Source organism: Acinetobacter sp. FDAARGOS_494 (assembly GCF_003812225.1).
Lineage (GTDB): Bacteria > Pseudomonadota > Gammaproteobacteria > Pseudomonadales > Moraxellaceae > Acinetobacter > Acinetobacter baumannii.
Window position 1 is genome coordinate 3,865,318 of sequence record NZ_CP033866.1, and the last position, 25,743, is coordinate 3,891,060.

The window sequence follows — 25,743 nt, forward strand, 5'->3', positions numbered from 1 at the left end:
TGGACAAGGGTTTGCTACAATAATTTCCTATTTTAAACTGTTATAGGGAAGATGAACATGCTGTCTCGTGTGGTACGACAAATTTTACAAGCAACGGTTTATGATGTTGCAATTGAAACACCTCTCGAAGCAGCTCCACGAATTAGTCAAAAATTAAACAACACAATTCGTTTTAAGCGTGAAGATTTACAACCAGTTTTTTCTTTTAAATTACGCGGTGCCTATAACCGTATTAGCCAATTACCGAAAGAACAACTTGAACGTGGCGTGATTTGCGCATCTGCCGGCAACCATGCGCAAGGTGTAGCGTTGTCTGGTCAACGTTTAGGTATTCCTGCAATTATTGTTATGCCAAGTACTACCCCTGACATTAAAGTTCAGGCAGTGAAGCGTTTGGGTGGCCAAGTTGTATTACATGGCGATAGTTTTGATATTGCAAACAAATACGCTCAGCAACGTGCCGAAGCTGAAGGATTAGTTTTTATTCCACCTTATGACGACGAGTTGGTTATTGCGGGCCAAGGCACAATTGCGAATGAAATTTTACGCCAATGGCGTGATGTAGAATATGTTTTTGTTGCTGTTGGTGGTGGTGGCTTAATTGCTGGTGTAGCAGCTTACTTAGGTGATGTTGCACCGCATGTCAAAGTCATCGGTGTTGAATATGAAGAGTCAGCTTGTTTAAAAGCAGCGCTAGAAGCCAATGAACGTGTAGTCCTACCCCACGTAGGCTTATTTGCTGATGGTACAGCAGTTGCTCAAATTGGTGCCTTACCTTTTGATATCGTTCGTCTACGCAAATCAGATAATTCTGGACCAATTGTTGAACCAGATATTGTTACTGTAAATACAGATGAGATCTGTGCTGCAATTAAAGATACTTTTGATGAAAACCGCAGCATCGTTGAACCGTCAGGTGCGATGGCCCTAGCTGGTATCAAAAAATATGTTGCCGAGCATAAAATTAGCGGCAAAAACATGGTATCGATTGTTTGCGGCGCCAACATGAACTTTGACCGCTTACGTTACATTGCAGAGCGCACCGAATTGGGTGAACAACGTGAAGCCATTTATGCAGTTACTCTTTCTGAAGAAAAAGGCGCATTCTTAGGCTTCTGCCGTGCTCTACAGGGCCGTAACATTACCGAGTTTAACTACCGTGCAAATAACACAGAAGAAGCACAAGTTTTTGTGGGTATTAGCTTAAAAGGTGGTGACACTGAACGTCATGAAATTTTAGAACAACTTAAACAGCAAAATTATGTTGTAGATGATTTATCTGATGATGAAGTTGCCAAATTGCATATTCGTTACTTGATTGGTGGTCATGCCAATCTGGATGACGAAAGATTGTTCCGTGTTGAGTTTCCGGAACGTCCAGGTGCCTTACTCACCTTCTTAACTCGTTTAGGTCCAACCCACAATATTACGCTGTTCCATTATCGTAACCACGGCGCTGCTGAAGGTCGTGTACTAGTTGGCTTACAAGCAACAGATGCTAAACAAAACCCAGATGGTTTAATTGAAACTCTGGAGCAAATTAGCTATCCATATGCAGAAATTACTGACAATGTGGGCTATAAACGTTTCTTGAAGTAACCTTTCATTTTGATAAAAAAGCCGGCAAATATGTCGGCTTTTTTATCATTTAAGCTTATTATTTTTTATATTTACATTGCTTCTCTTTATCTCAAAGAAAATATCATTAAAAATAAAGCCCTAACTAAGTATAAAAGGACAACTATGGCACAGTTCGCGGTCATCGGCTTGGGAAGTTTTGGGGCAACTGTTGCTCAGGAACTTACGAGATTAAACCATGATGTTATTGGTATTGATACAGTCAAAAAGAATGTTGAGAACCTTGCCGATGTTTTAACTCATGCTGTCATTGCTGATGCTACAGATGAACATGTATTGGATGAATTAAACATTCAAAATTGTGATGCAGTGGTTGTAGCAATTGGTGAAGATATTGAAGCCAGTATTTTATGTGTGTTGAATTTAAAAAATCTGGGCATTGATAAAATTTGGGTAAAAGCAAAAACCAAAGCACATCATACAATCTTATCTCATCTAAATATCAATAAAATCATTCATCCTGAAGAAGACATGGGGGTACGTGTTGCTCAAGCACTAAACTACCCAATGGTGAGCCGTTATATGTCTTTAGATGATGAGCACTATATTGTAAAAATTGATATTCCAGAGAAGTTAAACGGCATTAATTTGTACGGAATTATGCAGCAAGCCCCTCAAGTAAAAACGCTTCTTGTAAAAAGACAACAGCAGATTTTATTTGAAACCGAAGAGACTTTTACTTTACAAACGCATGATATTCTTATTTTAGAAGGTCATTTACAGCAGCTAAAAAAACTCTCAAATTGTTTCATATAAGAAAACGAACCAGAAAATATGTCTCTTAAGCCTAAACCGCATAAAACACTAAATTTAAGCCCACCTTCTCTGTTAGCACTGGGCTTTCTGGGCTTTATTGTCTTTGGCACATTATTGCTTAAACTTCCTATTGCCAATAACGGACATGTTAGTTGGATGGATGCTCTATTTACGGCGACCTCGGCAGTCACTATTACAGGTCTATCCGTTTTAAATATTCATGAATCTTTTACACTTTTCGGACAGGTCATTATTTTATTATTGATTCAGTCAGGTGGTTTAGGCTTTATGACTTTTGCCATTTTGGCAGCATTAAGTTTATCTCCTAAAGTTGGCCTTAAACAGCAAATGATGGCTCAAGATAGCCTTGGGCAGACTAGTCTTTCAAAGGTTACTTTTGTAGCAAAAGGTGTTGTTACTTACACACTTCTTTTTGAACTGATTGGAACAGTGATCTTAACTACCGCATTTACACCGATTTATGGCTTTGCTCGAGGACTATATTATGCAGTTTTCTATAGTATCTCATCATTTAACAATGCGGGTTTTTCACTATTTAGCAACAGTTTAGTTAACTTCCAAAGCAACTACCTTATATGTATTACGATTAGTTTGCTCTATACATTAGGTGGACTGGGTTTTTTAGTCCTCATGGATATCAAACAAAATAAAAAATGGAAAAAACTCAGCCCAAATAGCAAACTCATCCTAACAACTATTGCGATTATTAATTTGGTTGCGTTTGTATTAATTTGGGTTTTGGAAGCACAAAATCCTCATACCTTAGGTCTGCTCAATGTAGGTGATCAAGCTTTAAATGCATGGTTTCAAGCGACTGTTCCACGTTCTTCAGGGTTCAATACTATTGATACTGGAGCAATGACCAACAGTAGTTCTTTACTTATGATGCTACTCATGTTCATCGGTGGAGGTTCACTCAGTACTGCTGGAGGTATAAAAGTCGGCACCTTTATCATATTAGTTTTAAGTGTACTTTCCTTTTTAAGACGTACCGATGAAATCAGGGTTTTCAATCACTCCGTTTCTCACGAAACTACTTATAAAGCCTTAGCTGTCACCGCAATTACCAGTATTCTCATATTTATCGGGTTCTTTATTCTTTTACTTTTAGAACCTAAAGCAGACTTTATGAACTTATTATTTGAAGTCGTTTCAGCAGCCTGTACGGTAGGCCTTTCTCGCGGTATCACGCCAGATTTACACAATGGTAGTTTATTTATTTTAAGCCTACTTATGTTTGCAGGCCGTTTAGGCCCCTTAACACTCGCCTATTTAATTGCTACTCCTAAAAAAAGCCGTCTCAAACATCCTCAAGCCAACATTCAAATTGGTTAATAAAAAAGCCGCTGTAAAAGCGGCATTTTATAGGTCAAACTTAGTACCAGTTCATGAGTGAAACACCCAAGCCGGCATAAGTTGCACGATGGTTATAGTCAATTAAGCTTTCACCATAACCATTAAATAATTGGAAGTGTCCGCGCAGCTTGCCACTAATCGGGAAAGCCCAGTCAAACTGAACAGCACCATGAGAATCATCACCACCTTTTAAAGAGTGACGTAGCATTAATGAGAAGTCATTTTGCTTCCACTTATAAAAAGCAGTTAAATCACCACGACCGATGTAATCTTCCATATCTGGATTGTTATCATCTTTGCTGTCTTCTTCAAGGCGTATCCATGGACGAAGCATTAAAGCAAAGTTACCGCGTTCTAAACCCACATTAAAGATGACACGGTTCCAACTACGAGATAAAGGATCTGAACGTCCATTTGACTGGTGATTTAAAGTTACCCCAAGCAAACGACCATCTAAGCCAAGCAACTCATAGTTTGTTCTAAACATTAAACTTGCTTCTGGCTCATAGTTCGTTTCACGGAATGGACGAGACTCTTCAGCATTAAAGGTCTGCCAACGTGAAGATTGGGTATAACCTACCCACAAGTCACCATTGTTACCAAAAATATTTTCCCAAGCTTTCGTTTTCAAAGAAATCTGAAATTTACTTTCAGTTGATTTAAGGTTTTGGGCCTCTGTCACCGTATTATTTGGGTTTGGACTGCTTGGAAACTCATTTTTATCGCTCGTCCAGAAAACTGGTAGCAAGTAAACAGGTTGATAAGCACGAATATTCCAAACACCCAGTTTACTTTTTTCAGACAACTCCCAACGTTGATCTAGTAAAGACGTAGTAGGTTCAAGTGTAGGTGCCTTACCAATTACTTTGATATTACTTACCTTATCTACAACCTTTTCTTTAAATGTTTCAGGTTGAACAACAGGTTTATCAATTTTTTTAACAGGCTCTGGTACTACTGCGGCTTGAACTACTGGTAAGGCCGATGGTTTAAACACAGCATCATAACAAGCTAGGCGATCAGCATTCGAAGCAAGGGCAACACATGCATCTACACTCGCAGGTTTTACAGGGGCTAAGGTGTCGGCATATGCCACCGACGCACATAAACAGCTAAGCAGGGTTCCCATACTTAGCTGTAAAGATGTGCGTTCAAATTGTCTGAACGCCATGTTCATCTCCAATTTTTATTTTAATTAACTTGTTTGATCGTAAAGCCCAGTTGTTGCAATTCATCACGTTTTGCAAAAGGTGCAACGACAGCTTTTACAGGTGTTTGTTCAATTAAATATTGACGCGCAACACGTTGTAAATCTTCTAAAGTTACATGCAATAATCTTTCACGTAATGTACGACGGAAAGTCGGAGTTCTTGCATGCAACAATGCATAACACGCTGTTATTGCTTCACCTGCTGGTGAACCAGGTTTGTCCATACTTGCCACCAGACCAAGAATTGCTTCTTCAAGCTGATGAGGTTGTTGCTCTGTGTTTAACAACCATTGCACGCTCGCTTCAAAATCTTTAAAAGTCTCAGCTAAGCGTGGGTCACGGTAACTAAAGAAACGGAATGAACATGCATTTCCGTCATAACTAGCCCCCCCACCATAAGCACCACCTTTTTCACGGATAGCACTGTGCAAGAAACCATTACGCAAGTAAGCTGCCAATACCATTAGAGGTGCCGCATCTGGATGAGATACTTCCACAGCTTGATATGCAGAGGCACAGAACTGAACATTGGTTTGAATTAACCAAGCTTCATGTTCATTATCATTTTCTTGCTCAACTTGGGTTAACTCAGTTGCTGCTGTATCAACGTTTAATTTATCCCAAACATTTTGAATTTCTTCAACTAAACGCTCTGACTGATGCTCTTCACATACGAGCAGGAACTGTTTAGGTGCTTGCAATAATTTTGTATGAATATGCTTCAATTCAGCAATAAGCGCATCATAAGCAGCATCATCTTGGGTAATTTTAGTAACAAGCTCGCCTAACCAGTTCAACGCACCTAAGCCAGTGTTTTGATAGTCGCGTTGAGCTAACGCACTCATATTACGAGAAGCAATCTGCATTGCATAACTATGACCAGCACCAGATAAACGAGACTGCCAGCGTGTCTTACGTTGCTGCAATAACTCAATGATTCGCTCTTTTTCATCAAAACGAAGTTGTTCAAATGCTAATTTTAATAAATGAATCGCATCGAACTTCTGAGTTAAAGATTTAGTTGTTAAAGTTAACCAAGCACTAATTTTGTCTTTATCATCAACCTTACTGCGTAACGAAGCACCCATTCCCAAACCACCACTTACAGCTGTTTGTAAGTTCTGGAGTTCAAGGTAGTCATACTCACCTGCACCAACTTCACCCATTAAAATAGAGAGCAAATTGAAGTATGGTGATTTAACCACATCATCAGGAATCTGAATGAGGACTTGTTGATAGTAAATACCATTGGTTCCTGCATGATACAAATTCAACGGCGTATCCATTCGATTACAAATAATTTCACGCAATTGACCTTGTACAATATGCAAGTCAGCTGGTACGTCTTCTAGACCTACTTTTGGCAACAGTTCAAGATTATCTGGTGTATCTTGACGTTCTTGCAATGCCTTGGTTTTAGCGATGATCTCTGCTTTATCTTCTTCAGTTAGCTTTTCACCAATTGCAGCTAAACGTGCTTTTTCAGCTTCTTGCTCTTTCGCTGACTTGGTTGCATCCGGTACTAAAGTCATTTGCACGCGGTGCGGATTATCCAATAAATGGGTTTGAATCAGGTTAGATAACCACATTGGGTCTTGGAGTTCTTCTTTGACCTGAGCAATGGCACTATCAACATCCCAAATTTGAATCGGATCGTTATGGTGAATCGCACCACTTAACCCATTTAAAATTAGGCTTAAGCCATATGGTGTACCATCACCATTAATTTCACGTTGGTGTAACTCGATTTGATGCAAAATTGCATCAACTAACGATGAGTCAATTGGTTTTGCAGCTACTTCACGTAAAACGTTTAAAACGCCCTCTCTAAAGCTCTCTGCATGCTCTGGATTTGAACCTTGAACACCACAATAGAACGTCATTTCAAAGTTACTATCGTCTACCCCCATTAAAGGACCAGTCGACTGAGCATAGCCACAAGTTTCTAAATAATGACGAAGTGGTGAAGCTGAGTTTTCGAGTAAAACGCCTTCTACTAATCGCATACCCAGACGAAGTTTAATGTCACTCGCCTGAGGTAATAACCACGACAATACATGGTAAGTTTTGTCTTTTAACTCATCGCCATCAACAGCATAAGTTTCAGTAACTTCAACAGGTGCCGTTAAGCGTTTTTCTGGTTTCGAATATAAAGTTGTACCAGCAGTGAACTTATGTAGAGCCAGTTTTTCAAATTGCTCTTGTAATTCATAGGCGGTTTGGTTACCAAAAGTCATAAATACCGCATTACTCGGATGATAATGGGTTTTATAAAATTCAACTAACTGTTCATACGTTAAGTCAGGAATGTCTTTTGGATCGCCGCCTGAGTTGTAGTGATAAGTGGTTTCAGGGAATAGATGATGAGCCAACTGGTGATAAAGCTGATCAGAAGGCGCACTCATTGCACCTTTCATTTCATTGAAGACTACGCCTTTATATACAGGCTGACCATTTTCAAGTTCAATACGGATACCTTCCTGAGCAAAATCCAGAGGATTCAAATTTGCCGAGAAAGCAGCATCAAGATAAACAGATAATAAGTTTTGGAAATCTTTCTTATTTTGAGTTGCAAATGGATATGCAGTCCAATCTGCTGCTGTAAACGCGTTCATAAAAGTATTTAATGAACGGCGTATCATTAAGAAGAATGGATCACGAACAGGAAACTTTTCAGAGCCACATAAAGCAGTATGCTCTAAAATATGTGCAGTTCCTTTAGAGTCCATAGGTTGTGTTCTGAACGCAACAAGAAATACATTTTCATCATAATCAGTTGCCAAGTGATAATGCACCGCACCTGTGACTTTATGCTTATATTCAGACACTAAAATATCTAATGCTTCAACATGGTGCTGACGTAGCAACTGAAACGCAGGGTGAACAGTTTGAGAAATGGTTTCAGTGACATCTACAGTCATGTGATCTCCTAACATATCGGATAAGTGAATAAGTCTCATTATAGCCTGAGTCGGCTTGAGAATGGCGAATAAAAGCCAAGCAAAACACTATGTTTTTGTTAAGTATTAGTTTTCATAGCCATAGCTTTAATATCAAGCACATAGCCCGCGTCGTTGTATCCTATCAGAACAAAACCTTTTAATACTATCTATATCCTACACGACAAATAAAAAAGCTCATCGAAATGATGAGCTTTTTAGAGTTTTTTTAATTAAAAACGATAGCGAAGTGCAACTTGAGCATTTAAAGGATCGCCCATCATGTTCGAATCATTTGCTCCACTATGACCTGACACAAAATAATCGCGATCAAACAAGTTATTTAAGTTTAAGTTCACATCATAACGTTCACTTTGATAACCTAACGCCGCATTTACAACTGCATATCCCGGTAAAACGTTTTTGTTGTCTGGCGCACTAAAACGTGATGATTCACCACGACCACCCACAGCTGCATACCAATGATCATTAATTTGATATTTTAACCATAAGTTAGCAGTATTGTTTGGCGTGAGCGCAGAATGATTGCCTGTAAAACCAATAGCCGATTTTTCAATCTTACCATCCATATACGAATAACCTGCCAATACTGACAATTGATCGGTCAATTGACCTGTTAATGAAAGCTCAACACCTTTGGTTTTTTGCTCACCTGCCAACAATGCTTGATTTGGGTTTGCTGGATCTTGGTTTTGAATATTAGTTTGGCTCATCTCAAACAAAGCCAAGGTTACATTCAACTGATCATTTACATCCCACTTTGCACCAATTTCATAGTTTTCAGTTTTTGTGGGCCTTAAGTCATCACTATTTTTATAAAAAACAAATGAATCAGCCAAAGGTTGGAAAGAGCGGTTATAAGAAGTGTAAAGTGAGATATTATTTACTGGCTGGTAGACCACTCCAATTCGTGGAGAATAAGTATTGTCAGTACGGTTTAAATCTAAATTCGTACTCGTTTTATCATCACGATCTTGCGATAGATTGTCATAACGTAAACCCACTAAAACTTTAAGCTGATCTGTCACTGTCATTAGGTCTTGCAGATACACGCCGTAGTTTTCAAAAGTATTGCTATTGTTATTACGTGCAGTTGTAGTTCCTGTATTAATAGGCGCCCAATACTCTAATTTAGGATTATATAAATCAGTGGTTGTTTTAGCACCTTGCCAAAGTATCTCATCTTTATGCTGCTTGCTATATTCAGCACCAATTAAGGTATTGTGCTTTAAAAAACCTGTATTAAATAAAGCGCTCAACTCTTGTTGAACATACACACCATCTTCATTACGCAAGCGTTTATTCTGGGTTAAAGTAATTTTTGACTTATCAGCAGCTGGATGTGAATCTACACTATATTGACGATCAAGTGAGTAGTTATAGTGGCGAACTGCACCATGATACTTAAAATTATCATTAAACTCATGGTCTAAGCTGATAGTTTGGCTTGAGATTTCAGTGTCAACATCCCCAACCTCTTTACCATTTAAAGCGCCATAAAAAGTTTTAGGATTTGTTTTAACAGGTTTACCTGTAATCGGGTCTGTTGGGAAACCTTGATCTGCCAAACGGTTATCATGCAAATAGTCGGCCTGAAGTAAAAGTTTGGTTTTATCAGTAATATCCCACTGTACAGATGGAGCAACCGCTTGACGTTTTAAAAAAGCCTGATCACGATAACCATCTGAATCTTCAACTGCACCAGTTAGGCGAACCTTAACATTCTCTGCGACTTTTTCATTTACATCGACTTCTGCGCGGCGTTGTCCTGTTGTACTACCAATCAGGCTCACTTCACGCAAAGATTGATCCATTGGTTTTTTATTAATCTTGTTAACTAAACCACCTGCTGAACCACGTCCATATAATACCGAAGCAGGCCCTTTTAAAACTTCGATCCGCTCTACATTCGACATATCGCGAAAATACAATGCGTCATCGCGAATACCATCTACATAGTTATCAGTGATTGCAGAGAAACCACGAATCATGACCTGATCACGTTGTCCATCTCCTACACTAAAGCTTAAACCTGCAACGTTTTGCAAGGCACCTTGCATAGAGGTGACTGTCTGTTCTCTTAAAACTTGTTTAGGTACAACGTTTACAATTTGAGGGACATCTTTTAATTGCATAAGTCCTTTAGTTGCACTTGATGCTTGCCCCACTTCTTGTTTTAAACTGATTTCCTTATCAGCTTTAACTGAAATTGTTGGAAGGTTGGTTACTGCCTGTTGATCTGCTTCCAGAGCATATACATGGCTTGTCATAACCCCAACTGATGAAATAAATAAAACTGAACGCTTCATATAAGTTCGCTACGAAAAATTTCAGGCGAAGTTTCAATGAAACAGTATAGATTTGTAAATATTAGCAAGAATCATTATTAATTGATAATATTTATTAAAAAGATTATTTCAATTGCTTAGGCAAACAATAAAACTCTGCTAGCCGCTGAATAACCTGAATTTTATTCAACAAACTACAGCAAATGTGAGCAATGGTGTAAACTTATCGATCTGATTTTTTATTCTGTGACAACACATATGGCAACTGTAGATCTTTTTGCAATTGGTAATGCATTAATCGACCAAGAATTTAAAGTTTCTGATGATTTTCTTAGTCAGCAAGGCTTACAAAAAGGCACCATGCAGTTGTCTGATGGTGAAACACAATCTGCCCTTTATGAAAAATTAAAACAAACTCAAGATTACAAAGGTCAAGCAAGTGGCGGCTCTGCTGCAAATACAACTGTAGCATTTAGTGCATTAGGTGGTAGCGCATTTTATGGTTGCCGCGTTGGTCATGATGAATTAGGTGGAATTTACCTGCAAGGGTTAAATGATGCAGGCATCCAGACTACACCAAAGTCCATCAGTGAAGGGGTGACCGGTACCTGTATGGTCCTGATTAGCCCAGATTCTGAGCGTACTATGCATACCTATTTAGGTATTACCGCTGAGCTCTCTCAAGACCAAATCGATTTTGAACCATTAAAAACAGCAAAATGGCTTTATATTGAAGGCTATCTTTCTACAAGTGAAACAGCACGTAAAGCGGTAAAACAAGCTAGAGAAATTGCAAAAGCTCACGGCGTTAAAATTGCCCTATCTTTATCAGATCCTGCAATGGTTCAATATGCCCGTGAAGGCCTAGAAGAGCTTATGGATGATGGTGTGGATTTATTGTTCTGTAATGAACAAGAAGCCTTAATGTATACCAATACCACTACTGTTGAAGATGCACTTACTCAATTACGTTTTAAAAACCATACCGTTGTGATTACACAAAGTGCAAAAGGTGCTTTAGTTGCAAATCCAACTCACCATTTTCACGTCGCAGGCCGTCATGTTGAAGCTGTAGATACAAATGGTGCGGGTGATGCTTTTGCAGGTGCCTTCCTCTACGCATTAAACCATCATGAAGATTTAACTGCTGCTGCACAGTTAGCCATCTTAATTTCAAGTGAAGTCGTGTCTCAATTTGGTCCTCGTTTAGCCATTAATGACTATGCTAAACTTCTCGAAAATTTTCAGAAGGAATGTGCTTGAAATGGAGAGGATCTGTATGACGGAAGAAGTTCCTGAGCGTGAAGCTAGAGCTTTTGACACTTTACAAGGAACTACTATTTTCATTACACAGCGTGATGGCTCTTTCTACGCCTATCAGAATTTATGCCCACATTTGCAAACCGAACTTGAATATCTAGAAAACCAATTTCTAGATCAAGACCAAGAATATATCCAATGCTCAACCCACGGTGCTTTATTTAACGTGGAGACTGGTGAATGTATTTCAGGTCCTTGTTTAGGTGAGTTTCTAAATAAAGTTGAGATTAAGGTGCATTCAGATGGCGGTATTTATATCGTAGACTGAGATCATCAACATTAGAGTTTCTACCATGGCTGATTTCTTTTTTAATTATTATCTTATGCCATTTCATTTAAGTGTTGTGGCTTTGATATTGCTCAGCGTGGTAGAAACTATTGGTATGTATGTTGGTTTACGACCAAGCCAGCTATTAAAAAAAATTGCGCCAGTTTGGCTTACCAATTCCCCTTTGCTCAATGTTAAATTTTCTAAAGCTCTAATTTTTGTTTTTTTACTCATCAATTTCAGTTTTGCCGGTTATTTTTTACAGCTTTCTTTCTTTGCTATACAGCATTACTTTATCACGCCGTTTTACTTAATCATCCCTGCACTGGTCATCGCGATTTTCTTTACCGTATTTATGATTCACTGCCTTGATCAAGTCATTAAACCCAAGCTTACACATACCAACTATAACCTTTTAGGGCGTCTAGCAACTATTTCCAGTGGTAGTGCAAGACCTGGTTTTTCAGCACAAGCTCGTGTACGTGATGAGTTTGGACAACTGCACTATGTCCAGGTTGAACCTGAGTATGGTGAGTTAGAACTATATTCACAAGTCATTCTTATCAAAGTGCATAAAAGCCATTATGTTGCCAAGAAAATTTCTGTTTCGAATGACCTTTTCGCGCCTGATTAATTATTAATAATTCTTCTCGTCTTTAATTGCTTTTTAAAAGGTTTAATTATTGCCTTTATTTTACTGTTATTTTAATTGAATATTAAACCAACCATTTTAGTTAGAAATAAAAAATACTTTATTATATCCAACCTTTTTAATCAGAATTAAATATAAATCAAACTATTTTAATCAACTTAATATTTTTATATACAAGTGTTTTAGTTGGATTTAATAATTAATTCAAACCATTTTAGTCAGATATTTTATTAATAATTATTTAAATTATTAAACATATGATTTTTATTAAAAAAATAATTAAGTTTTTATTTAAAATATATTTATTGTTTATTTTTAATATATTTTGATTAATAATGAAATTAATATGTATCGAGGTTTATTTTATGAGCCTTAAAAATCTAGATATTAACTCCCGATTAATTAGAGAAATCGCAATTATTCTAATAATTAAAGTCGCGCTTCTCTTAACAATCAAACATATTTGGTTTGACGCTCCTACTATCCCCAAAAATTTTGACAATCAGGTCGCCGAGCATATTGCAGGCGATAACTCTTCCCACATTAAGGAGACACGTTGATGATTTCTGAAAGCGTGGTTGATCTTTCGCGGTTCCAATTTGCCATGACCGCAATGTATCACTTTCTTTTCGTACCTTTGACCCTAGGCCTTGCATTTATTCTGGCTATTATGGAAACCACTTACGTTATATCTGGTAAAGAGATTTACAAGGATATGACTAAGTTTTGGGGAAAACTATTTGGTATTAACTTTGCCTTAGGCGTAACTACAGGCTTAACCATGGAGTTCCAGTTCGGAACAAACTGGGCATATTACTCTCATTATGTAGGTGATATATTCGGTGCACCATTAGCAATTGAAGGCTTAATGGCATTCTTCCTTGAGTCTACATTTATCGGTCTATTCTTTTTTGGATGGGACCGCTTAAGTAAAGTTCAACATCTAGGAGTAACTTGGTTAGTTGCCCTAGGTTCTAACATGTCAGCGCTCTGGATTTTAGTTGCGAATGGCTGGATGCAAAACCCTGTAGGTGCAGCATTTAACTTCGAAACTATGCGTATGGAGCTTGTTGATTTCGGCGCACTTATTTTCAACCCGGTTGCACAGGTTAAATTTGTACATACTGTTTCTGCCGGATATGTAACAGGTGCGATTTTCGTACTCGCCATTTCAAGCTACTATCTACTTAAAAAACGTGACCTTCCCTTCGCACGTCGTTCATTTGCAATTGCTGCCATTTTTGGGCTTGCTTCTACACTTTCAGTAATTTTACTCGGTGACGAGTCGGGTTATGAACTAGGTGATGTTCAAAAAACTAAACTCGCTGCAATTGAAGCCGAATGGGATACTCACCCTGCTCCTGCTCCGTTTACTTTGTTTGGTGTACCAAACCATGAAGAAATGCGAACAGATTATGCAGTTAAAATTCCATACGCATTAGGCCTCATCGCCACTCGTTCAACTACGAAAGAAGTCACTGGTTTGAAAGACTTAATGCAACAGCACGAAGTTCGTATTCGTAACGGTATGCTTGCTTATGCTGAGCTTGAAAAATTACGTGCTGGTGATCGCTCACCAGAGTTATTAGCTTCATTTGAGAAAAATCAAAAAGACTTAGGCTATGGTCTACTTCTTAAGAAATATGCTCCGAATGTAGTCGATGCAAGCGAGCAGCACATTCAAGCAGCGGTAAAAGATACTATTCCGAATGTTACAGCTCTGTTTTTCTCTTTCCGTGCAATGGTTGCTTCTGGCTTCTTAATGCTGCTTCTTTTCATTTTAGCAACTTGGGCAGTAGCGAAAAGAAATGCTGAGAATAAACCTTGGCTACTTAAATATGCATTATTTGCCCTACCACTTCCGTGGATTGCTGCACAAACTGGTTGGTATGTAGCAGAGGGCGGCCGTCAGCCGTGGTCTATTGGTGAAATTTTACCTACGCACTTATCAGCTTCAAGTTTAAGTACGGGCGATGTGTGGGGCTCAATTCTCGCTCTGGCAGCGTTCTATACCATACTTTTGATTATTGAAATGTACTTAATGATTAAGTTTGCTCGCTTAGGTCCAAGCTCACTTCACACTGGTAAATACCATTTTGAAAAACAAGAGCCAAAAGCAGCTGTTAATGGGGAGGCTTTATCATGATTGAATACGAACTCCTAAAAATCATATGGTGGGTGTTAGTTGGAGTCCTACTCATTGGATTTGCCCTAACCGATGGTTTCGATATGGGCTCAATGGCACTCATGCCTTTTGTTGGTAAAACTGATAACGAACGCCGTGCTGCTATTAATACGATCGCACCTCACTGGGATGGTAATCAGGTCTGGTTTATCACTGCTGGTGGTGCACTATTTGCAGCTTGGCCAATGGTATACTCGGTCGCATTTTCCGGAATGTATTGGGCCTTATTACTTGTGCTATTTGCCCTGTTCTTACGTCCTGTAGGTTTTGATTATCGTTCTAAACTTGAAAATACCCAATGGCGCAACTCTTGGGACTGGGGACTTTGTATTGGTGGTGCCGTACCAGCACTTGTTTTTGGTGTTGCCTTCGGTAATTTATTCTTAGGTATTCCTTTTAGTTTAGACAGTACATTACGCTCGGAATATTCAGGTAGCTTCTTTGCTCTTCTTAACCCATTTGCTTTAATTTGCGGTATTGTCAGCCTTTCTATGTTGTGTGCTCATGGCGGCGCTTGGCTTATGCTACGCACAGACGGTGCCTTGAAACAACGCTCTGCTAAAGCAACTCAAATTATGGCAGCCATATTTTTAGTTTGTTTCCTTGTAATTGGTGCATGGTTGTACTTCGGTCAAGTCCCAGGTTATAGCTATGCTGCTGCAGTTGATCCAAACGCAGCACTTAACCCTTTAGCCAAAGAAGTAGTCACAAACAACAACCCAGGCTGGATGAATAACTACAGCAGCTATCCGATTACAAAAGTAGCTCCTGTACTGGCAATTTTAGGGGCAATTATTGCCTTCTTTACAGCATCAAAAGCCAAAGCGGGTTTAAGTTTTGCTGGCACAAGCTTAATGATTGTAGGTGCGATTTTAACTGCCGGTTTTGCACTCTTCCCATTTTTATTGCCATCAAGTGTTAATCCAAACTCTAGCTTAACAATGTGGGATGCCGTATCAAGTCATCGTACTTTAGGGGTTATGACTGTTGCTGCATGCATATTCGTTCCGATCATTTTGATCTACACCAGTTGGTCGTATTACAAAATGTGGGGCGTTATTACTAATAAACATATCGAGTCAAACTCGCATAGCCTGTACTAATAAGGAGAAGCAAATGTGGTATTTCGCATGGATTCTTGGAATTTTGATGGCATGTTTCGCGGGTGTATTGAGTGCTCTTTATATCGAACATCATCAAAATTTAGATGAGGAATAAATCATGGCAACCGCAATGACAGCATCAAATCAACGAAAAGCTCAAGCATTCGCAATGGCCATTTCATTTCTGTTGGCATTGCCGCTTGCTGTAATTTTACTGGTGCATCCTTCCCTCATGTTAGATGCAAACGGACACTACAATCATAGCCAGCTTATGCTGGTGATGGTGGGTATTTCCGGAGGCTTCATTTATGGAGTGGGTTTTGTGCCGCACTTCTGGTTATGGAAATGGTTGTTTAGTCCATGGATAGCTTGGCCTCTCATGCTTTTAGGCTATTACATCTGGTTTCTAACCTAAACAAAAAGGACCTCATTTGAGGTCCTTTTTCATTTCGATTAGTTTAATTGGTATAAGTGGTAATCCAACATTTGCGTCAAGCGGATATGGTTCATGATTACCTGTTTTTATATATCCGCGTCTTTCATAATAAGCAATTAACTCTGAACGCACATTTAAAATATACATGATTGCGCTGTCCAATTCAGGTACTTTGTGTAAAGCAAATTGTTCAGCGTACTCCAAAACAGAACGTCCTATTTTCATATTCTGAACATGCGGATCTGTACAAAATGTTCCTATCTCAACTGTATTGCTTTGAAATGTAAGACCAATACATGTAACAACTTTTGAAGAATCTATTTCTCCAATTAATAATACTGAATTAGGTAATTCTAATTGTTGTTTCAATTGCTCTTTATTAATACGTTGCCCTTTTACATATTCAACTTCAGTAGTCCAGCTTCTACCTTGTTGTTCTCTATATGACTGATTAATCAACTCTACTAGTGTTGGGATGTCACTAAATTCTGCTAAACGGAAATTTAATTTGATCATAAATATACTTAGGCTATTTAAAATATTCTAAAAATAAAGCCGATATTAAATCGGCTTTATTTTGAATAGCAATTAATTCGACTGCTCAGCCAACCAAGCCATAAACTTTTGACGCTCTGCTTTAGAAGATTTTTTCCAAATTTCTGCCAAACGCTGATCATTAGTTTGTGCTACACCAGTAGGAGGCATAGTTGTTGCAACAGGTGCATTAGCTTGAGTCGTGGTAGGTTTTGCAGCTGCATACACAGCGTCAGGTTGTTGTTTAGATGATTTAGTCGTGAAATCAGTAACTTTCCCTAGCAATCCCGATGCAAACCACGGCCTTGCCTCATTATTGGCACCAGTTTGTTGAACAATTAACTCATTATTTGAATTATATAAAGCCACTGTAGGTTGCTCAGCATATTTTTTGGCTTGTTCAAATTGTTTTGGAGCATCTACCATTGCAAGCTTATAAGTTTGACCATCTTTAAGCGCTGGAGTTTGAATGGTAACCACTCCTGACTTAACAATATCGTGTTCGCCACTTAAATGCTCAAAATATTCTTGATAACGTACACTTAGGCTTGTCTCACCAGCATCGACTTTATAATTATTTTTAGAAGAACGGAATAATCCAGAGTTGACTTCCTGACCATTCACCGCAAGGATTACGATTTCCTCTGGCGCTGTAATTGTAACTGCTGAAAATACTGAACCGCTGAGTAATAAACCCATCGCAGCGACACTTAATCTTAAAGTCATCTGTTCACGTCTCTGTAATATTTAATAGTTTGTAAAAACATGAGCAATATGCAATATGATTATGACGATTTTATGACAACCTCCTGTTTACAAAGCCGCCGCTCAAGCTTTTAAAATATTTTTTTGAATTCTAATAAACACCTATTTTATTGATCATTAATTTCTAACTAATTTTAAAAGCATAAAAAAAGAGTACCCTCTAGGTACTCTTTTCATCCACTCAATTTAGTTGAATGTTTTAAAACGATCTTCATCGCTAATAAATGCTTTTTCACCAGCTGGTGCTTCAACAGAACCAAATACAAGTTGAGCACGTAATTTCCAAGTTGCTGGAACATCAAATGCTTCAGCAGCATCAGCATCAACAATCGGGTTATAATGCTGTAACGATGCGCCTAAACCAAGTTCTGAAAGCGCAGTCCAAGTCGCAAACTGAGCAATTGCACTTGAATGTTCAGACCAAACTGGGAAGTTATCTGCATATAATTCAAATTGCTCTTGCAAGCTTTTAACAACAGCTTGATCTTCATAAAATAGTACTGTACCAACACCAGCAACGAAGCTATCAATCTTTGCATTTGTACCGGCAAAGGCATCTGCAGGAACAATTTTACGTAATGCTTCACGAACTAAATTCCAAAATTTAGCATGTGATTCACCATAAAGAGTAACAACACGTGAAGATTGAGAGTTGAACGCTGATGGGCTATGTTTAACCGCTTCACGAATAGTTTCTTCAATTTTTGTGCGATCTAATGCAACATTTTTACCAATTGCATAAATAGTACGACGGTTTTTAATTTTATCTAAGAAAGTAGACATTTTTTATTTCCTACCTATTTAATTGACCAGGGGCCGTTGTTTGGGAATGAATATAGTCTATGGAACTCATTTCTTATAATCAGCATTAAAAATATGACAGTTCGTTTTATTTTCGCAACAATAAAAAAAGATATGGATATAAAAAAACCTCACTATTTTGTGAGGTTTTTCTTAAGTCTTGGCTAAGAATTATTTTTCAGTTTCAAATAGTGCTGCAACAAACGATTTCGCCGAGAATGGTCTTAAATCATCAATTTTTTCACCCACACCAATGAAACGAATTGGCACATGAGTACGACTAGCAATATTAAATAATACTCCACCTTTTGCTGTACCATCCAACTTAGTAATGGTAATACCTGTTAAACCGACAGCCTGGTCAAATTCTTGTACTTGGTTGATTGCATTTTGCCCAGTACCCGCATCTACAACCAACATAATTTCATGAGGCGCTGTTGCATCAATTTTTTGCATAACACGCTTAACTTTCTTAAGCTCTTCCATCAAATTACTTTTGTTATGCAAACGGCCCGCAGTATCTGCAATCAGTACATCAATACCTTTAGCTCGCGCACTTTCAAAAGCATCAAAAATAACTGATGCACTATCGGCACCATGACCTTGAGCAACTACAGCAATATCGTTACGCTCACCCCAGATTTGCAATTGTTCAGTAGCAGCAGCACGGAATGTATCACCTGCCGCCAACATCACTTTTTTGCCTTCACCTTGTAAACGCTTCGCTAATTTACCAATTGTTGTTGTTTTTCCAACACCATTTACCCCAACCATTAAAATCACATAAGGTGATTTATTAGGGTCAATATGCAAAGGCTTCACACGTGGAGCAAGCAAAGCAACTAACTCTTCTTGCAAGGCTTTATAAAGTGAATGTGAATAGATCAAATCACCACGAGCAGTACGTTCAGTTAAGTTGGTAATAATCGTTTTTGTTGCATCAACACCAATATCTGCAACTAATAATTGCTCTTCGACTTCTTCAAGCAACTCATCATCAATTTCTTTCCCACCAATTAAGATATTAACCATCCCATCGGTGAAATTACGGCGAGTTTTGCTCAAGCCTTCTTTCATTCGTCCAAAGAAACCAGATTTTGGTTGCTCAGGTTCTGTAGAAGGTGCAGCCTCGACAACTTCTTCAGCTTTTACTTCTTGCTTAACAGGTGACTCAACGATAGGAACATCGATAGCAGGTAAATTAGGCAATGTGACATCGTCATCCCCGATCTCAGCATCTATCAAGAATTTATTTTGCATATTCGATTGTTGTTGCATGCCGATTCCTTGAAAAGCAGCGTGTTAAAAAACGGAAAGTTTAGCATAAATTCAAATTTTTGCCTGCTTCAATAGCGTGCAAAACCTTTTTGAAATAAAGACAATACTTATTGAGTATCTTCTTGCGCTAATGCAGGATATTGCTTGATATGATTATGTTCAAACTGATAAGCATGCATTAACTTTAAATACTCTGCTCTATGAATTTCTGATTGAGCCATAATCAACTCGGCCATATCTTGAGTTCTTGGATAAGTAGCCTGTCGAGAAAGTTGCACAATTCGTTGATACTGTTCTGAATTCACAGGACGTAGTAATGCCAAATAAGACAGCATAAAAATACAGCCAATGATAATAATCACAACCAGATTAAAACATTGATCTGCCTTTAACTCAGACTTTAATTTAAGAAAATTTTCTTTGAATGTGAGCATGACCTACCTCTAATGAATGTAGTGTAGGGTTCAATGCACTTCAGCACAAGGTCAAAATCCAGTAAGGCTATTATTCTTTAACCTTACTGGATGACAATTGCTAGCCCATTAAGGAACGAATTACAGAGAAGTATAAAATTGCAGCAATAATAACTAATACTAATAGCATAGCAAAAATACTTAAACCTTCTTCTGCATCTGCTGGGTGCAATTCATCTTCATCTGCAATCTTTCTAAGTTCACCATCATAAACTTGATAGAACCAAGCTTTTTGATTAGGGTCTAATTGACGAGCATAGTCGAAAACCCGTTTCCTTTGTGCTAAACAATAATCCCCTAAATGTATTTCTTGATGGAAAATTGCTTCGTCTAATAATTTACGATGGTAATGGGCAAGTTCTATGATTTGCTCCTCTTTAGGAGGATTATCAAAAACAAAGCCATCAATAGTATTTGTCATAGTTATTCTCCTTGTCTTTTATTCTCATATTGATTTTACTCAAAATTATTTGTGAATAATGTTTAATCATGTATCCTAATAGTGAACTAATTGATGCTTCTTAATGGTTGACAAATCCATTAATTTGTAATATTAGTTTAACAATTCTAAGTTAAATTAGTTCAAAGGCAGTGGCCTTTAGAAAAAGTAATCATAATTACAATAAGGAGTTTTATATGATTCAACGTATCTCTCATCATGATTTAGAACATGTATACGCAACTGCGGTTAACACAATTCAGTCTCAAATGAATTTCCAAGATGCAGTTGCACAGTTAGAAGAAGTTGCTCGTGCTGGTCACGGTAAAGCTGCTTTGTTCTTAGCAGAACTATACTACCAAGGTTTCCGTGTTGAACGTGATTCCATGAAAGCACAATACTGGCAGAAACTAGCCACGATGCAAGCATAAAGAAACGTCACTTAGGTGGCGTTTTTTTTATACCTATAAAAAGTTCAATATAAATTAACCATAACTATATTTATCTTGCGCTTCGCCAAAGCTTTAGCCGCTTTGTCTTGCTCAGGTGGCGTTTTTTTATGTCTGTAAAAAATTCAATATAAATTAACCATAACTATGTTCATCTTGCGCTTCGCCAAAGCTTTAGCCGCTTTGTCTTGCTCAGGTGGCGTTTTTTTATACCTGTAAAAAGTTCAATATAAATTAACCATAACTATGTTCATCTTGCGCTTCCCCAAAGCTTTAGCCGCTTTGTCTTGCTCAGGTGGCGTTTTTTTATACCTATACAAAACCAAAATTACCTATTTATCTAAAGCCTTACTTCGCCACTTCAGTCGTGACTTAGAAAGTCCCACCCTTATCCAGCATTTATTTGTATAGATATTTCTAGTCATCAATATTTGTTTACGATTTGACACCTGTTTAAACTGAAATGTCATGTGTTTCTCTTATAATAAGCAGGACAAGTTGAAAACCTTTAAATTTAAAATGAACAGTTTAAGTAATCTACAACCGGTTTCTAAAGACTTGATGATCAAGATTTATATTTTAAGAACCATGATGTACTGCGGGGTTCTGTGGGGACTATTTGATGAAGGCTGGGCCATTAAATCAGATCAGGAAGATTTTATTTTTCCGTTCTGGCTAAATGGAGTACAAGCACATCGATACGCCAAAACTCACTGGCCCAATTACAAGCCAAGAAAAATTACCCCAAAAGACTTCCATGAATCTTTATTACCTACTTTAACACGGTTAAAAGTCACTCCTGCTTTATTTAACTCATCTCATCGCAAGTTGAAGTTATCTACACAGCAAATGCATCATTTCTTTTTTAATCATCCAAAATGGCAGGTAGCTTAAAGTTTCTTTGAGCTACCCAATATAGCGTGCTTTTTGAACGCTTGAACATAAAACTTATATTTGAATGACTAGCAAGTCTTTGCATTTTTCAAAAATCGAGCTAATTTAAATCAAAATGATAAAACAACAGGACAGAAGAAATGACTATCGTTGCACAAGTAATTAAGAACAAATCTGAACAAGCCATTTTTACAATTTCACCCGAAGCAACTGTCCTCGAAGCAATTACGATTATGGCTGAAAAAGGTATTGGTGCTTTAGTCGTAGCAGAAGGTGAACAAGTTGTTGGAATATTATCTGAACGCGATTACACACGAAAAGTAACGCTTATGGAGCGCTCATCTTATAGCACTACAGTAGCTGAAATTATGACAGCAAAAGTGATCACGGTAGGTTTAAATAATACGGTTGAAGAATGTTTACAGCTCATGACCGATCGTCATTTACGTCACTTACCTGTATTAGATAATGGAAAATTGGTTGGTTTCATTTCAATTGGTGATTTGGTTAAAGCCGCAATGGAAGACCAGAAAGTTTTGATTGAACAATTAAAGCAATATATTTCAGGCTAAATACAAAAATAAAAATGGGCGATTAACGCCCATTTTTATTGTTTTTAAACTTAAAGATAATTCGTAATTAATGCGACTAAACGCTCTAGCAAAATATCAGCTTGAGCTTGTGTCATGTTAATTGGCGGTAATAAACGCACCACCGAACCTGCCGTAACGTTAATAATAAGTTTGTATTCATCACGAGCAATCGCAACGAGCTCAGCACAATCTTTAGGTAATTGGATACCAATCATCATACCGAAACCACGTACTTGCACATTCTTATCCGACAATTGGGCACGTAATTGGTCAACAATATAATTACCCACTACTGCTGCATTCTCTACTGCATTTTCCTTCTGGATCGTATCAATTACCGTGTAAACCACACGAGAACCCAATACTGTACCACCATAAGTAGAACCATGACTGCCAGGCCCTAACAAGCCTACTGCTTTACCTTGAGTCATTACAGCACCCACCGGAAAACCATTACCCAAACCTTTTGCTGTGGTCAAAACATCCGGAATAATATTCGTATGTTGATACGCAAAGTATTTACCAGTACGACCATTACCAGTTTGAATTTCATCTAGCATCATTAACCAGTTATGCTGGTTACAAATTTGGCGAACTTCTTCTAAATAGCTAAATCCTTGTGGAGCAGTATTAATACCACCTTCACCTTGGATTGGTTCAATTAAAATAGCAACGATATCTGGATGCTGTAAGGCAGCCTCTTGAATCGCTTCAATATCACCAAATGGCACTCGAATAAAGCCTTCCACTAAAGGTGCAAAACCGTCTTGTACTTTCTTGTTACCTGTTGCAGAAAGTGTCGCCAAAGTACGACCATGAAAGGACTGCTCAGCAACAATAATCTTTGGCAAGCTTATACCTTGTTGAGTACCAAATTTACGAGCAATTTTAATTGCTCCTTCATTTGACTCGGCGCCACTGTTTGAAAAGAAAATTTCTTCCATACCTGAAACTTCAGCAAGCTTTTGAGCAGCCGCAGTTTGCCAAGGAATTTCAAACAAATTACTCGTATGCACGAGTGTAGCTGCTTGCTCTGCAATGGCTTCTGCAATAGCTGGATGAGAGTGCCCTAAACCACATACAGCAATACCAGTGAGTGCATCTAAATATTCTGTACCATCTTGTGTATAAAGATACGCCCCTCGGCCTCGAACAAAACTGATCGCTTGGCGACCATAAGTAGCCATTAAATGTGTTGGTTGATCAGGTTGTACTGGAGCTAGGGTAATATCAGTCATCACGAACTCTGTCTGTATGAGGTTTTAAGAAGGGTTTATATAAACAAAAACTTGCACTGATGAAAAGTCTCATCATTCATTTATCTAAAATTTCGTCTGCTTTTTGCTATCGCTTCGGTTTATACAATAAAATATTGAATATTCTGTGCAACTTTAAGCAACAAGGCGGTTTGCAAAGCGATGTGAACACCCCCTATAATGCTGCAAGATTAGTTGAGGATCTATTTATGACTGAACAAGCACGTGATACTGAAGCGTTAATTCGCGATCAAATTGCGAAGCATCCCGTTTTACTTTACATGAAAGGCACTCCACAGTTTCCACAATGTGGTTTCTCTGCACGTGCAGTAGAGGCGCTCAGTCAAATTGGTCGTCCATTTGCATATGTGAACATCTTAGAAAACCCTGATATTCGTGCAACTTTACCAAAAATTGCAAACTGGCCTACTTTCCCACAATTATGGGTAAACGGCGAGCTTATTGGTGGTAGCGATATCATGCTTGAAATGTTCCAAAATGGCGAATTAAAACCATTAATCGAACAATACAGCGCAGCTCCAGAAGCTTAATAATAAAAAAGCCAATCGAAAGATTGGCTTTTTTATACTTATAAATTTAACAATCACTTATACCGACATAACGAAATAGCCCATCTACACCAAGATCTGCTTTTAAAATAGTTAAATTTTTATATGGTGTAGTCGTTATTGCATCAAAAATATTTATGTTCGGATCTTCATGTAACTCATCTACGTTTTGATTCATAACTTCTTCAAAACGGTCAGCAACAAACTCAAATCCTAAGTCCATTGCAATAAATACTGTATGTTCACAAGGTTGAACATATTGCTCTTGTGTCCAATCAATAACGGCAAGCTTACAAATCGGGCAAATAATATTAGCGGTTGCGTTCTCTAATTCAACTAACTGGTAAGACATATTATTTAAAAAATCGAGAAAAATATATTTTAGGAGAATTAGCTTATAAGCGCCATATTTGTCTATTAATTTAAGAAATTAAATTACAAAATAATTTAAATGTAATTACAATGAAATTTCAAATCATCTAAACATCTCTTTTAAGGTTTATTAATAAGCTTTTTACAAAAAATTAAAATCAAACTTTATCGTTGCAAAAGTAATAATGTAAAATCTTTAGTGTTGCATAAATAGGATATTTTAATGCTCACAGATCTTGATGATTTTTATTGTTTTGCCCTTGTTGTTGAGCATGGTGGATTTAGTGCCGCCGAACGTGTTACGGATATTCCAAAATCAAAATTAAGTCGTCGTGTTTATAACTTAGAGGAAAATTTAGGGGTTCGCTTAATTCAGCGCAGTTCTCGTCATTTTGCAGTTACCGATATTGGTATGGATATTTATAGACACGCCCAAGTCATGATGAATGCCGCACAAGCAGCTCATGATTTGGTTGATCACTTAAGTATTCAACCAAGAGGTGTAGTCAAAGTAAGCGTTCCTGTAGATATAGCACAAAACCAGCTACCCAAAATTTTGCCAGCATTTTTAAAAAAATATCCTGAAATTCGATTACAACTTATTGTAAGTAATCGACGCGTTGATGTAATTAATGAAGGGATTGATATTGCTCTACGAGTCAGATCTAAACTAGATGATGACCCTAGTCTGGTACTAAGACAGTTTGCACTCATAGAACAAAGTCTCTTTGCAAGCCAAGCTTATTTAAATGAGTTTGGTAATATTAAGTCACCTGATGAGTTAAGTGATCATCGTATTTTAAGCTTGTCTGAAGAACATTTAGATCAACAATTTATATTACATGGCCCAGACAACCAACTGAAGAAAGTGAAAGTTAGCCCAACTATCATGGGAACAAATATTTATATGCTTGCCCAACTTGCAAGTCAAAATTGTGGTATTGCCTTGCTACCTGACACAGCAGCTGAGGATTTTGTAAAATCAGGTCAACTTGTACAAATCTTGCCAGATTGGAAAGCAGCCCACGGTATATTCCATGCTGTTTATCCGTCACGAAGAGGTTTACTGCCAGCTGTACGTGTATTTATTGATTATTTGGTAGAACATCTTTCAGAACATCCATAAA

Annotated in this window: 27 protein-coding genes; 16 read left to right on the forward strand and 11 right to left on the reverse strand. The window is 37.9% G+C overall.

The window, feature by feature from the left end; translation table 11 throughout:
• The first annotated feature begins 51 nt into the window (after nt 1–51).
• The 3 genes from ilvA (at nt 52) to EG365_RS18790 (ending at nt 3,750) form a co-directional block, all read left to right on the forward strand.
• The gene (gene ilvA / locus EG365_RS18780) at nt 52–1,599 is read left to right on the forward strand and encodes a threonine ammonia-lyase, biosynthetic (protein WP_001983729.1); all 1,548 of its coding nucleotides are present in this window, start codon (nt 52–54) and stop codon (nt 1,597–1,599) included.
• Nucleotides 1,600–1,743: 144 nt separating this feature from the next.
• Nucleotides 1,744–2,394 carry a potassium channel family protein gene (locus EG365_RS18785; RefSeq protein ID WP_001983728.1) on the forward strand — a complete coding sequence of 217 codons (651 nt, stop codon included), beginning with the start codon at nt 1,744–1,746 and terminating at the stop codon, nt 2,392–2,394.
• Between the two features lie 18 nt (nt 2,395–2,412).
• Nucleotides 2,413–3,750 (forward strand): TrkH family potassium uptake protein, encoded by a 1,338-nt coding sequence (locus EG365_RS18790; RefSeq protein ID WP_000053915.1) that lies wholly within the window; start codon nt 2,413–2,415, stop codon nt 3,748–3,750.
• A 40-nt stretch (nt 3,751–3,790) separates the two neighbouring features.
• Here the strand turns inward: EG365_RS18790 and EG365_RS18795 are convergent, their stop codons facing one another.
• The 3 genes from EG365_RS18795 to EG365_RS18805 all read right to left on the reverse strand — a co-directional run bounded on the left by EG365_RS18795 (nt 3,791) and on the right by EG365_RS18805 (nt 10,250).
• The gene (locus EG365_RS18795) at nt 3,791–4,942 is read right to left on the reverse strand and encodes a phospholipase A (RefSeq protein WP_000885655.1); all 1,152 of its coding nucleotides are present in this window, start codon (nt 4,940–4,942) and stop codon (nt 3,791–3,793) included.
• 20 nt (nt 4,943–4,962) lie between these two features.
• Entirely contained in the window at nt 4,963–7,902 is a 2,940-nt protein-coding gene (locus tag EG365_RS18800) for an insulinase family protein (protein ID WP_000215287.1), read from the reverse strand.
• 251 nt (nt 7,903–8,153) lie between these two features.
• Nucleotides 8,154–10,250 (reverse strand): TonB-dependent receptor, encoded by a 2,097-nt coding sequence (locus EG365_RS18805; RefSeq protein WP_000831238.1) that lies wholly within the window; start codon nt 10,248–10,250, stop codon nt 8,154–8,156.
• A 237-nt stretch (nt 10,251–10,487) separates the two neighbouring features.
• On the opposite strand from EG365_RS18805, the gene EG365_RS18810 reads away from it, so the two are divergent.
• The 8 genes from EG365_RS18810 (at nt 10,488) to EG365_RS18845 (ending at nt 16,172) form a co-directional block, all read left to right on the forward strand.
• On the forward strand, nt 10,488–11,492 hold the full coding sequence (locus EG365_RS18810) for an adenosine kinase (protein ID WP_000246666.1): 1,005 nt from the start codon (nt 10,488–10,490) through the stop codon (nt 11,490–11,492).
• 16 nt (nt 11,493–11,508) lie between these two features.
• Nucleotides 11,509–11,817, forward strand: coding sequence for a Rieske (2Fe-2S) protein (locus EG365_RS18815; RefSeq protein WP_000134203.1), 309 nt, complete (start codon nt 11,509–11,511; stop codon nt 11,815–11,817).
• A 25-nt stretch (nt 11,818–11,842) separates the two neighbouring features.
• Entirely contained in the window at nt 11,843–12,451 is a 609-nt protein-coding gene (locus tag EG365_RS18820) for an OB-fold-containig protein (protein ID WP_000753036.1), read from the forward strand.
• A 383-nt stretch (nt 12,452–12,834) separates the two neighbouring features.
• Entirely contained in the window at nt 12,835–13,029 is a 195-nt protein-coding gene (gene cydP / locus EG365_RS18825) for a cytochrome oxidase putative small subunit CydP (protein ID WP_000053889.1), read from the forward strand.
• Nucleotides 13,029–14,615, forward strand: a complete 1,587-nt coding sequence (locus EG365_RS18830; protein ID WP_000622644.1) for a cytochrome ubiquinol oxidase subunit I — start codon at nt 13,029–13,031, stop codon at nt 14,613–14,615. Before cydP ends, EG365_RS18830 begins: the two co-directional genes overlap by 1 nt.
• On the forward strand, nt 14,612–15,757 hold the full coding sequence (gene cydB, locus EG365_RS18835; protein ID WP_000575152.1) for a cytochrome d ubiquinol oxidase subunit II: 1,146 nt from the start codon (nt 14,612–14,614) through the stop codon (nt 15,755–15,757). The genes EG365_RS18830 and cydB overlap by 4 nt, the downstream gene beginning before the upstream one ends.
• A gap of 13 nt (nt 15,758–15,770) precedes the next feature.
• Complete coding sequence (cydX, locus tag EG365_RS18840; protein ID WP_000270276.1) at nt 15,771–15,872, forward strand: cytochrome bd-I oxidase subunit CydX; 102 nt, start codon at nt 15,771–15,773, stop codon at nt 15,870–15,872.
• Entirely contained in the window at nt 15,873–16,172 is a 300-nt protein-coding gene (locus tag EG365_RS18845) for a cyd operon YbgE family protein (RefSeq protein ID WP_085916945.1), read from the forward strand.
• A gap of 12 nt (nt 16,173–16,184) precedes the next feature.
• Here the strand turns inward: EG365_RS18845 and EG365_RS18850 are convergent, their stop codons facing one another.
• The 6 genes from EG365_RS18850 to EG365_RS18875 all read right to left on the reverse strand — a co-directional run bounded on the left by EG365_RS18850 (nt 16,185) and on the right by EG365_RS18875 (nt 20,465).
• Entirely contained in the window at nt 16,185–16,709 is a 525-nt protein-coding gene (locus EG365_RS18850) for a GNAT family N-acetyltransferase (protein WP_000593801.1), read from the reverse strand.
• Between the two features lie 72 nt (nt 16,710–16,781).
• Nucleotides 16,782–17,453 carry a DUF2057 domain-containing protein gene (locus EG365_RS18855; protein WP_000175350.1) on the reverse strand — a complete coding sequence of 224 codons (672 nt, stop codon included), beginning with the start codon at nt 17,451–17,453 and terminating at the stop codon, nt 16,782–16,784.
• A gap of 225 nt (nt 17,454–17,678) precedes the next feature.
• Nucleotides 17,679–18,275 (reverse strand): nitroreductase family protein, encoded by a 597-nt coding sequence (locus EG365_RS18860; RefSeq protein WP_000102943.1) that lies wholly within the window; start codon nt 18,273–18,275, stop codon nt 17,679–17,681.
• Nucleotides 18,276–18,464: 189 nt separating this feature from the next.
• Nucleotides 18,465–19,571 carry a signal recognition particle-docking protein FtsY gene (gene ftsY, locus EG365_RS18865; RefSeq protein WP_001187342.1) on the reverse strand — a complete coding sequence of 369 codons (1,107 nt, stop codon included), beginning with the start codon at nt 19,569–19,571 and terminating at the stop codon, nt 18,465–18,467.
• 107 nt (nt 19,572–19,678) lie between these two features.
• Nucleotides 19,679–20,005, reverse strand: coding sequence for a hypothetical protein (locus tag EG365_RS18870; RefSeq protein ID WP_000955083.1), 327 nt, complete (start codon nt 20,003–20,005; stop codon nt 19,679–19,681).
• A gap of 100 nt (nt 20,006–20,105) precedes the next feature.
• A complete protein-coding gene (locus EG365_RS18875) occupies nt 20,106–20,465 on the reverse strand; it encodes a hypothetical protein (RefSeq protein ID WP_000185571.1) in 360 nt (119 codons plus the stop codon).
• 215 nt (nt 20,466–20,680) lie between these two features.
• Between EG365_RS18875 and EG365_RS18880 the strand changes: the two genes are divergently transcribed.
• The 3 genes from EG365_RS18880 (at nt 20,681) to EG365_RS18890 (ending at nt 22,398) form a co-directional block, all read left to right on the forward strand.
• Nucleotides 20,681–20,914 carry a hypothetical protein gene (locus EG365_RS18880; RefSeq protein WP_000616034.1) on the forward strand — a complete coding sequence of 78 codons (234 nt, stop codon included), beginning with the start codon at nt 20,681–20,683 and terminating at the stop codon, nt 20,912–20,914.
• 537 nt (nt 20,915–21,451) lie between these two features.
• Nucleotides 21,452–21,826, forward strand: a complete 375-nt coding sequence (locus EG365_RS18885) for a DUF2750 domain-containing protein (RefSeq protein ID WP_001087274.1) — start codon at nt 21,452–21,454, stop codon at nt 21,824–21,826.
• Nucleotides 21,827–21,966: 140 nt separating this feature from the next.
• Nucleotides 21,967–22,398: a CBS domain-containing protein gene (locus tag EG365_RS18890; protein ID WP_000156920.1), complete on the forward strand. Its 432-nt coding sequence runs from the start codon at nt 21,967–21,969 to the stop codon at nt 22,396–22,398.
• 50 nt (nt 22,399–22,448) lie between these two features.
• Here EG365_RS18890 and EG365_RS18895 read toward each other — a convergent pair whose 3' ends face one another.
• Nucleotides 22,449–23,657, reverse strand: coding sequence for an aspartate aminotransferase family protein (locus tag EG365_RS18895; protein WP_000129953.1), 1,209 nt, complete (start codon nt 23,655–23,657; stop codon nt 22,449–22,451).
• A 227-nt stretch (nt 23,658–23,884) separates the two neighbouring features.
• Between EG365_RS18895 and grxD the strand changes: the two genes are divergently transcribed.
• Complete coding sequence (grxD, locus tag EG365_RS18900) at nt 23,885–24,226, forward strand: Grx4 family monothiol glutaredoxin (protein ID WP_000138830.1); 342 nt, start codon at nt 23,885–23,887, stop codon at nt 24,224–24,226.
• A gap of 46 nt (nt 24,227–24,272) precedes the next feature.
• Here the strand turns inward: grxD and EG365_RS18905 are convergent, their stop codons facing one another.
• On the reverse strand, nt 24,273–24,596 hold the full coding sequence (locus tag EG365_RS18905) for a hypothetical protein (protein ID WP_000121844.1): 324 nt from the start codon (nt 24,594–24,596) through the stop codon (nt 24,273–24,275).
• A gap of 243 nt (nt 24,597–24,839) precedes the next feature.
• Between EG365_RS18905 and EG365_RS18910 the strand changes: the two genes are divergently transcribed.
• On the forward strand, nt 24,840–25,742 hold the full coding sequence (locus EG365_RS18910) for a LysR family transcriptional regulator (RefSeq protein ID WP_000954523.1): 903 nt from the start codon (nt 24,840–24,842) through the stop codon (nt 25,740–25,742).
• The last annotated feature ends 1 nt before the right edge of the window (nt 25,743 follow it).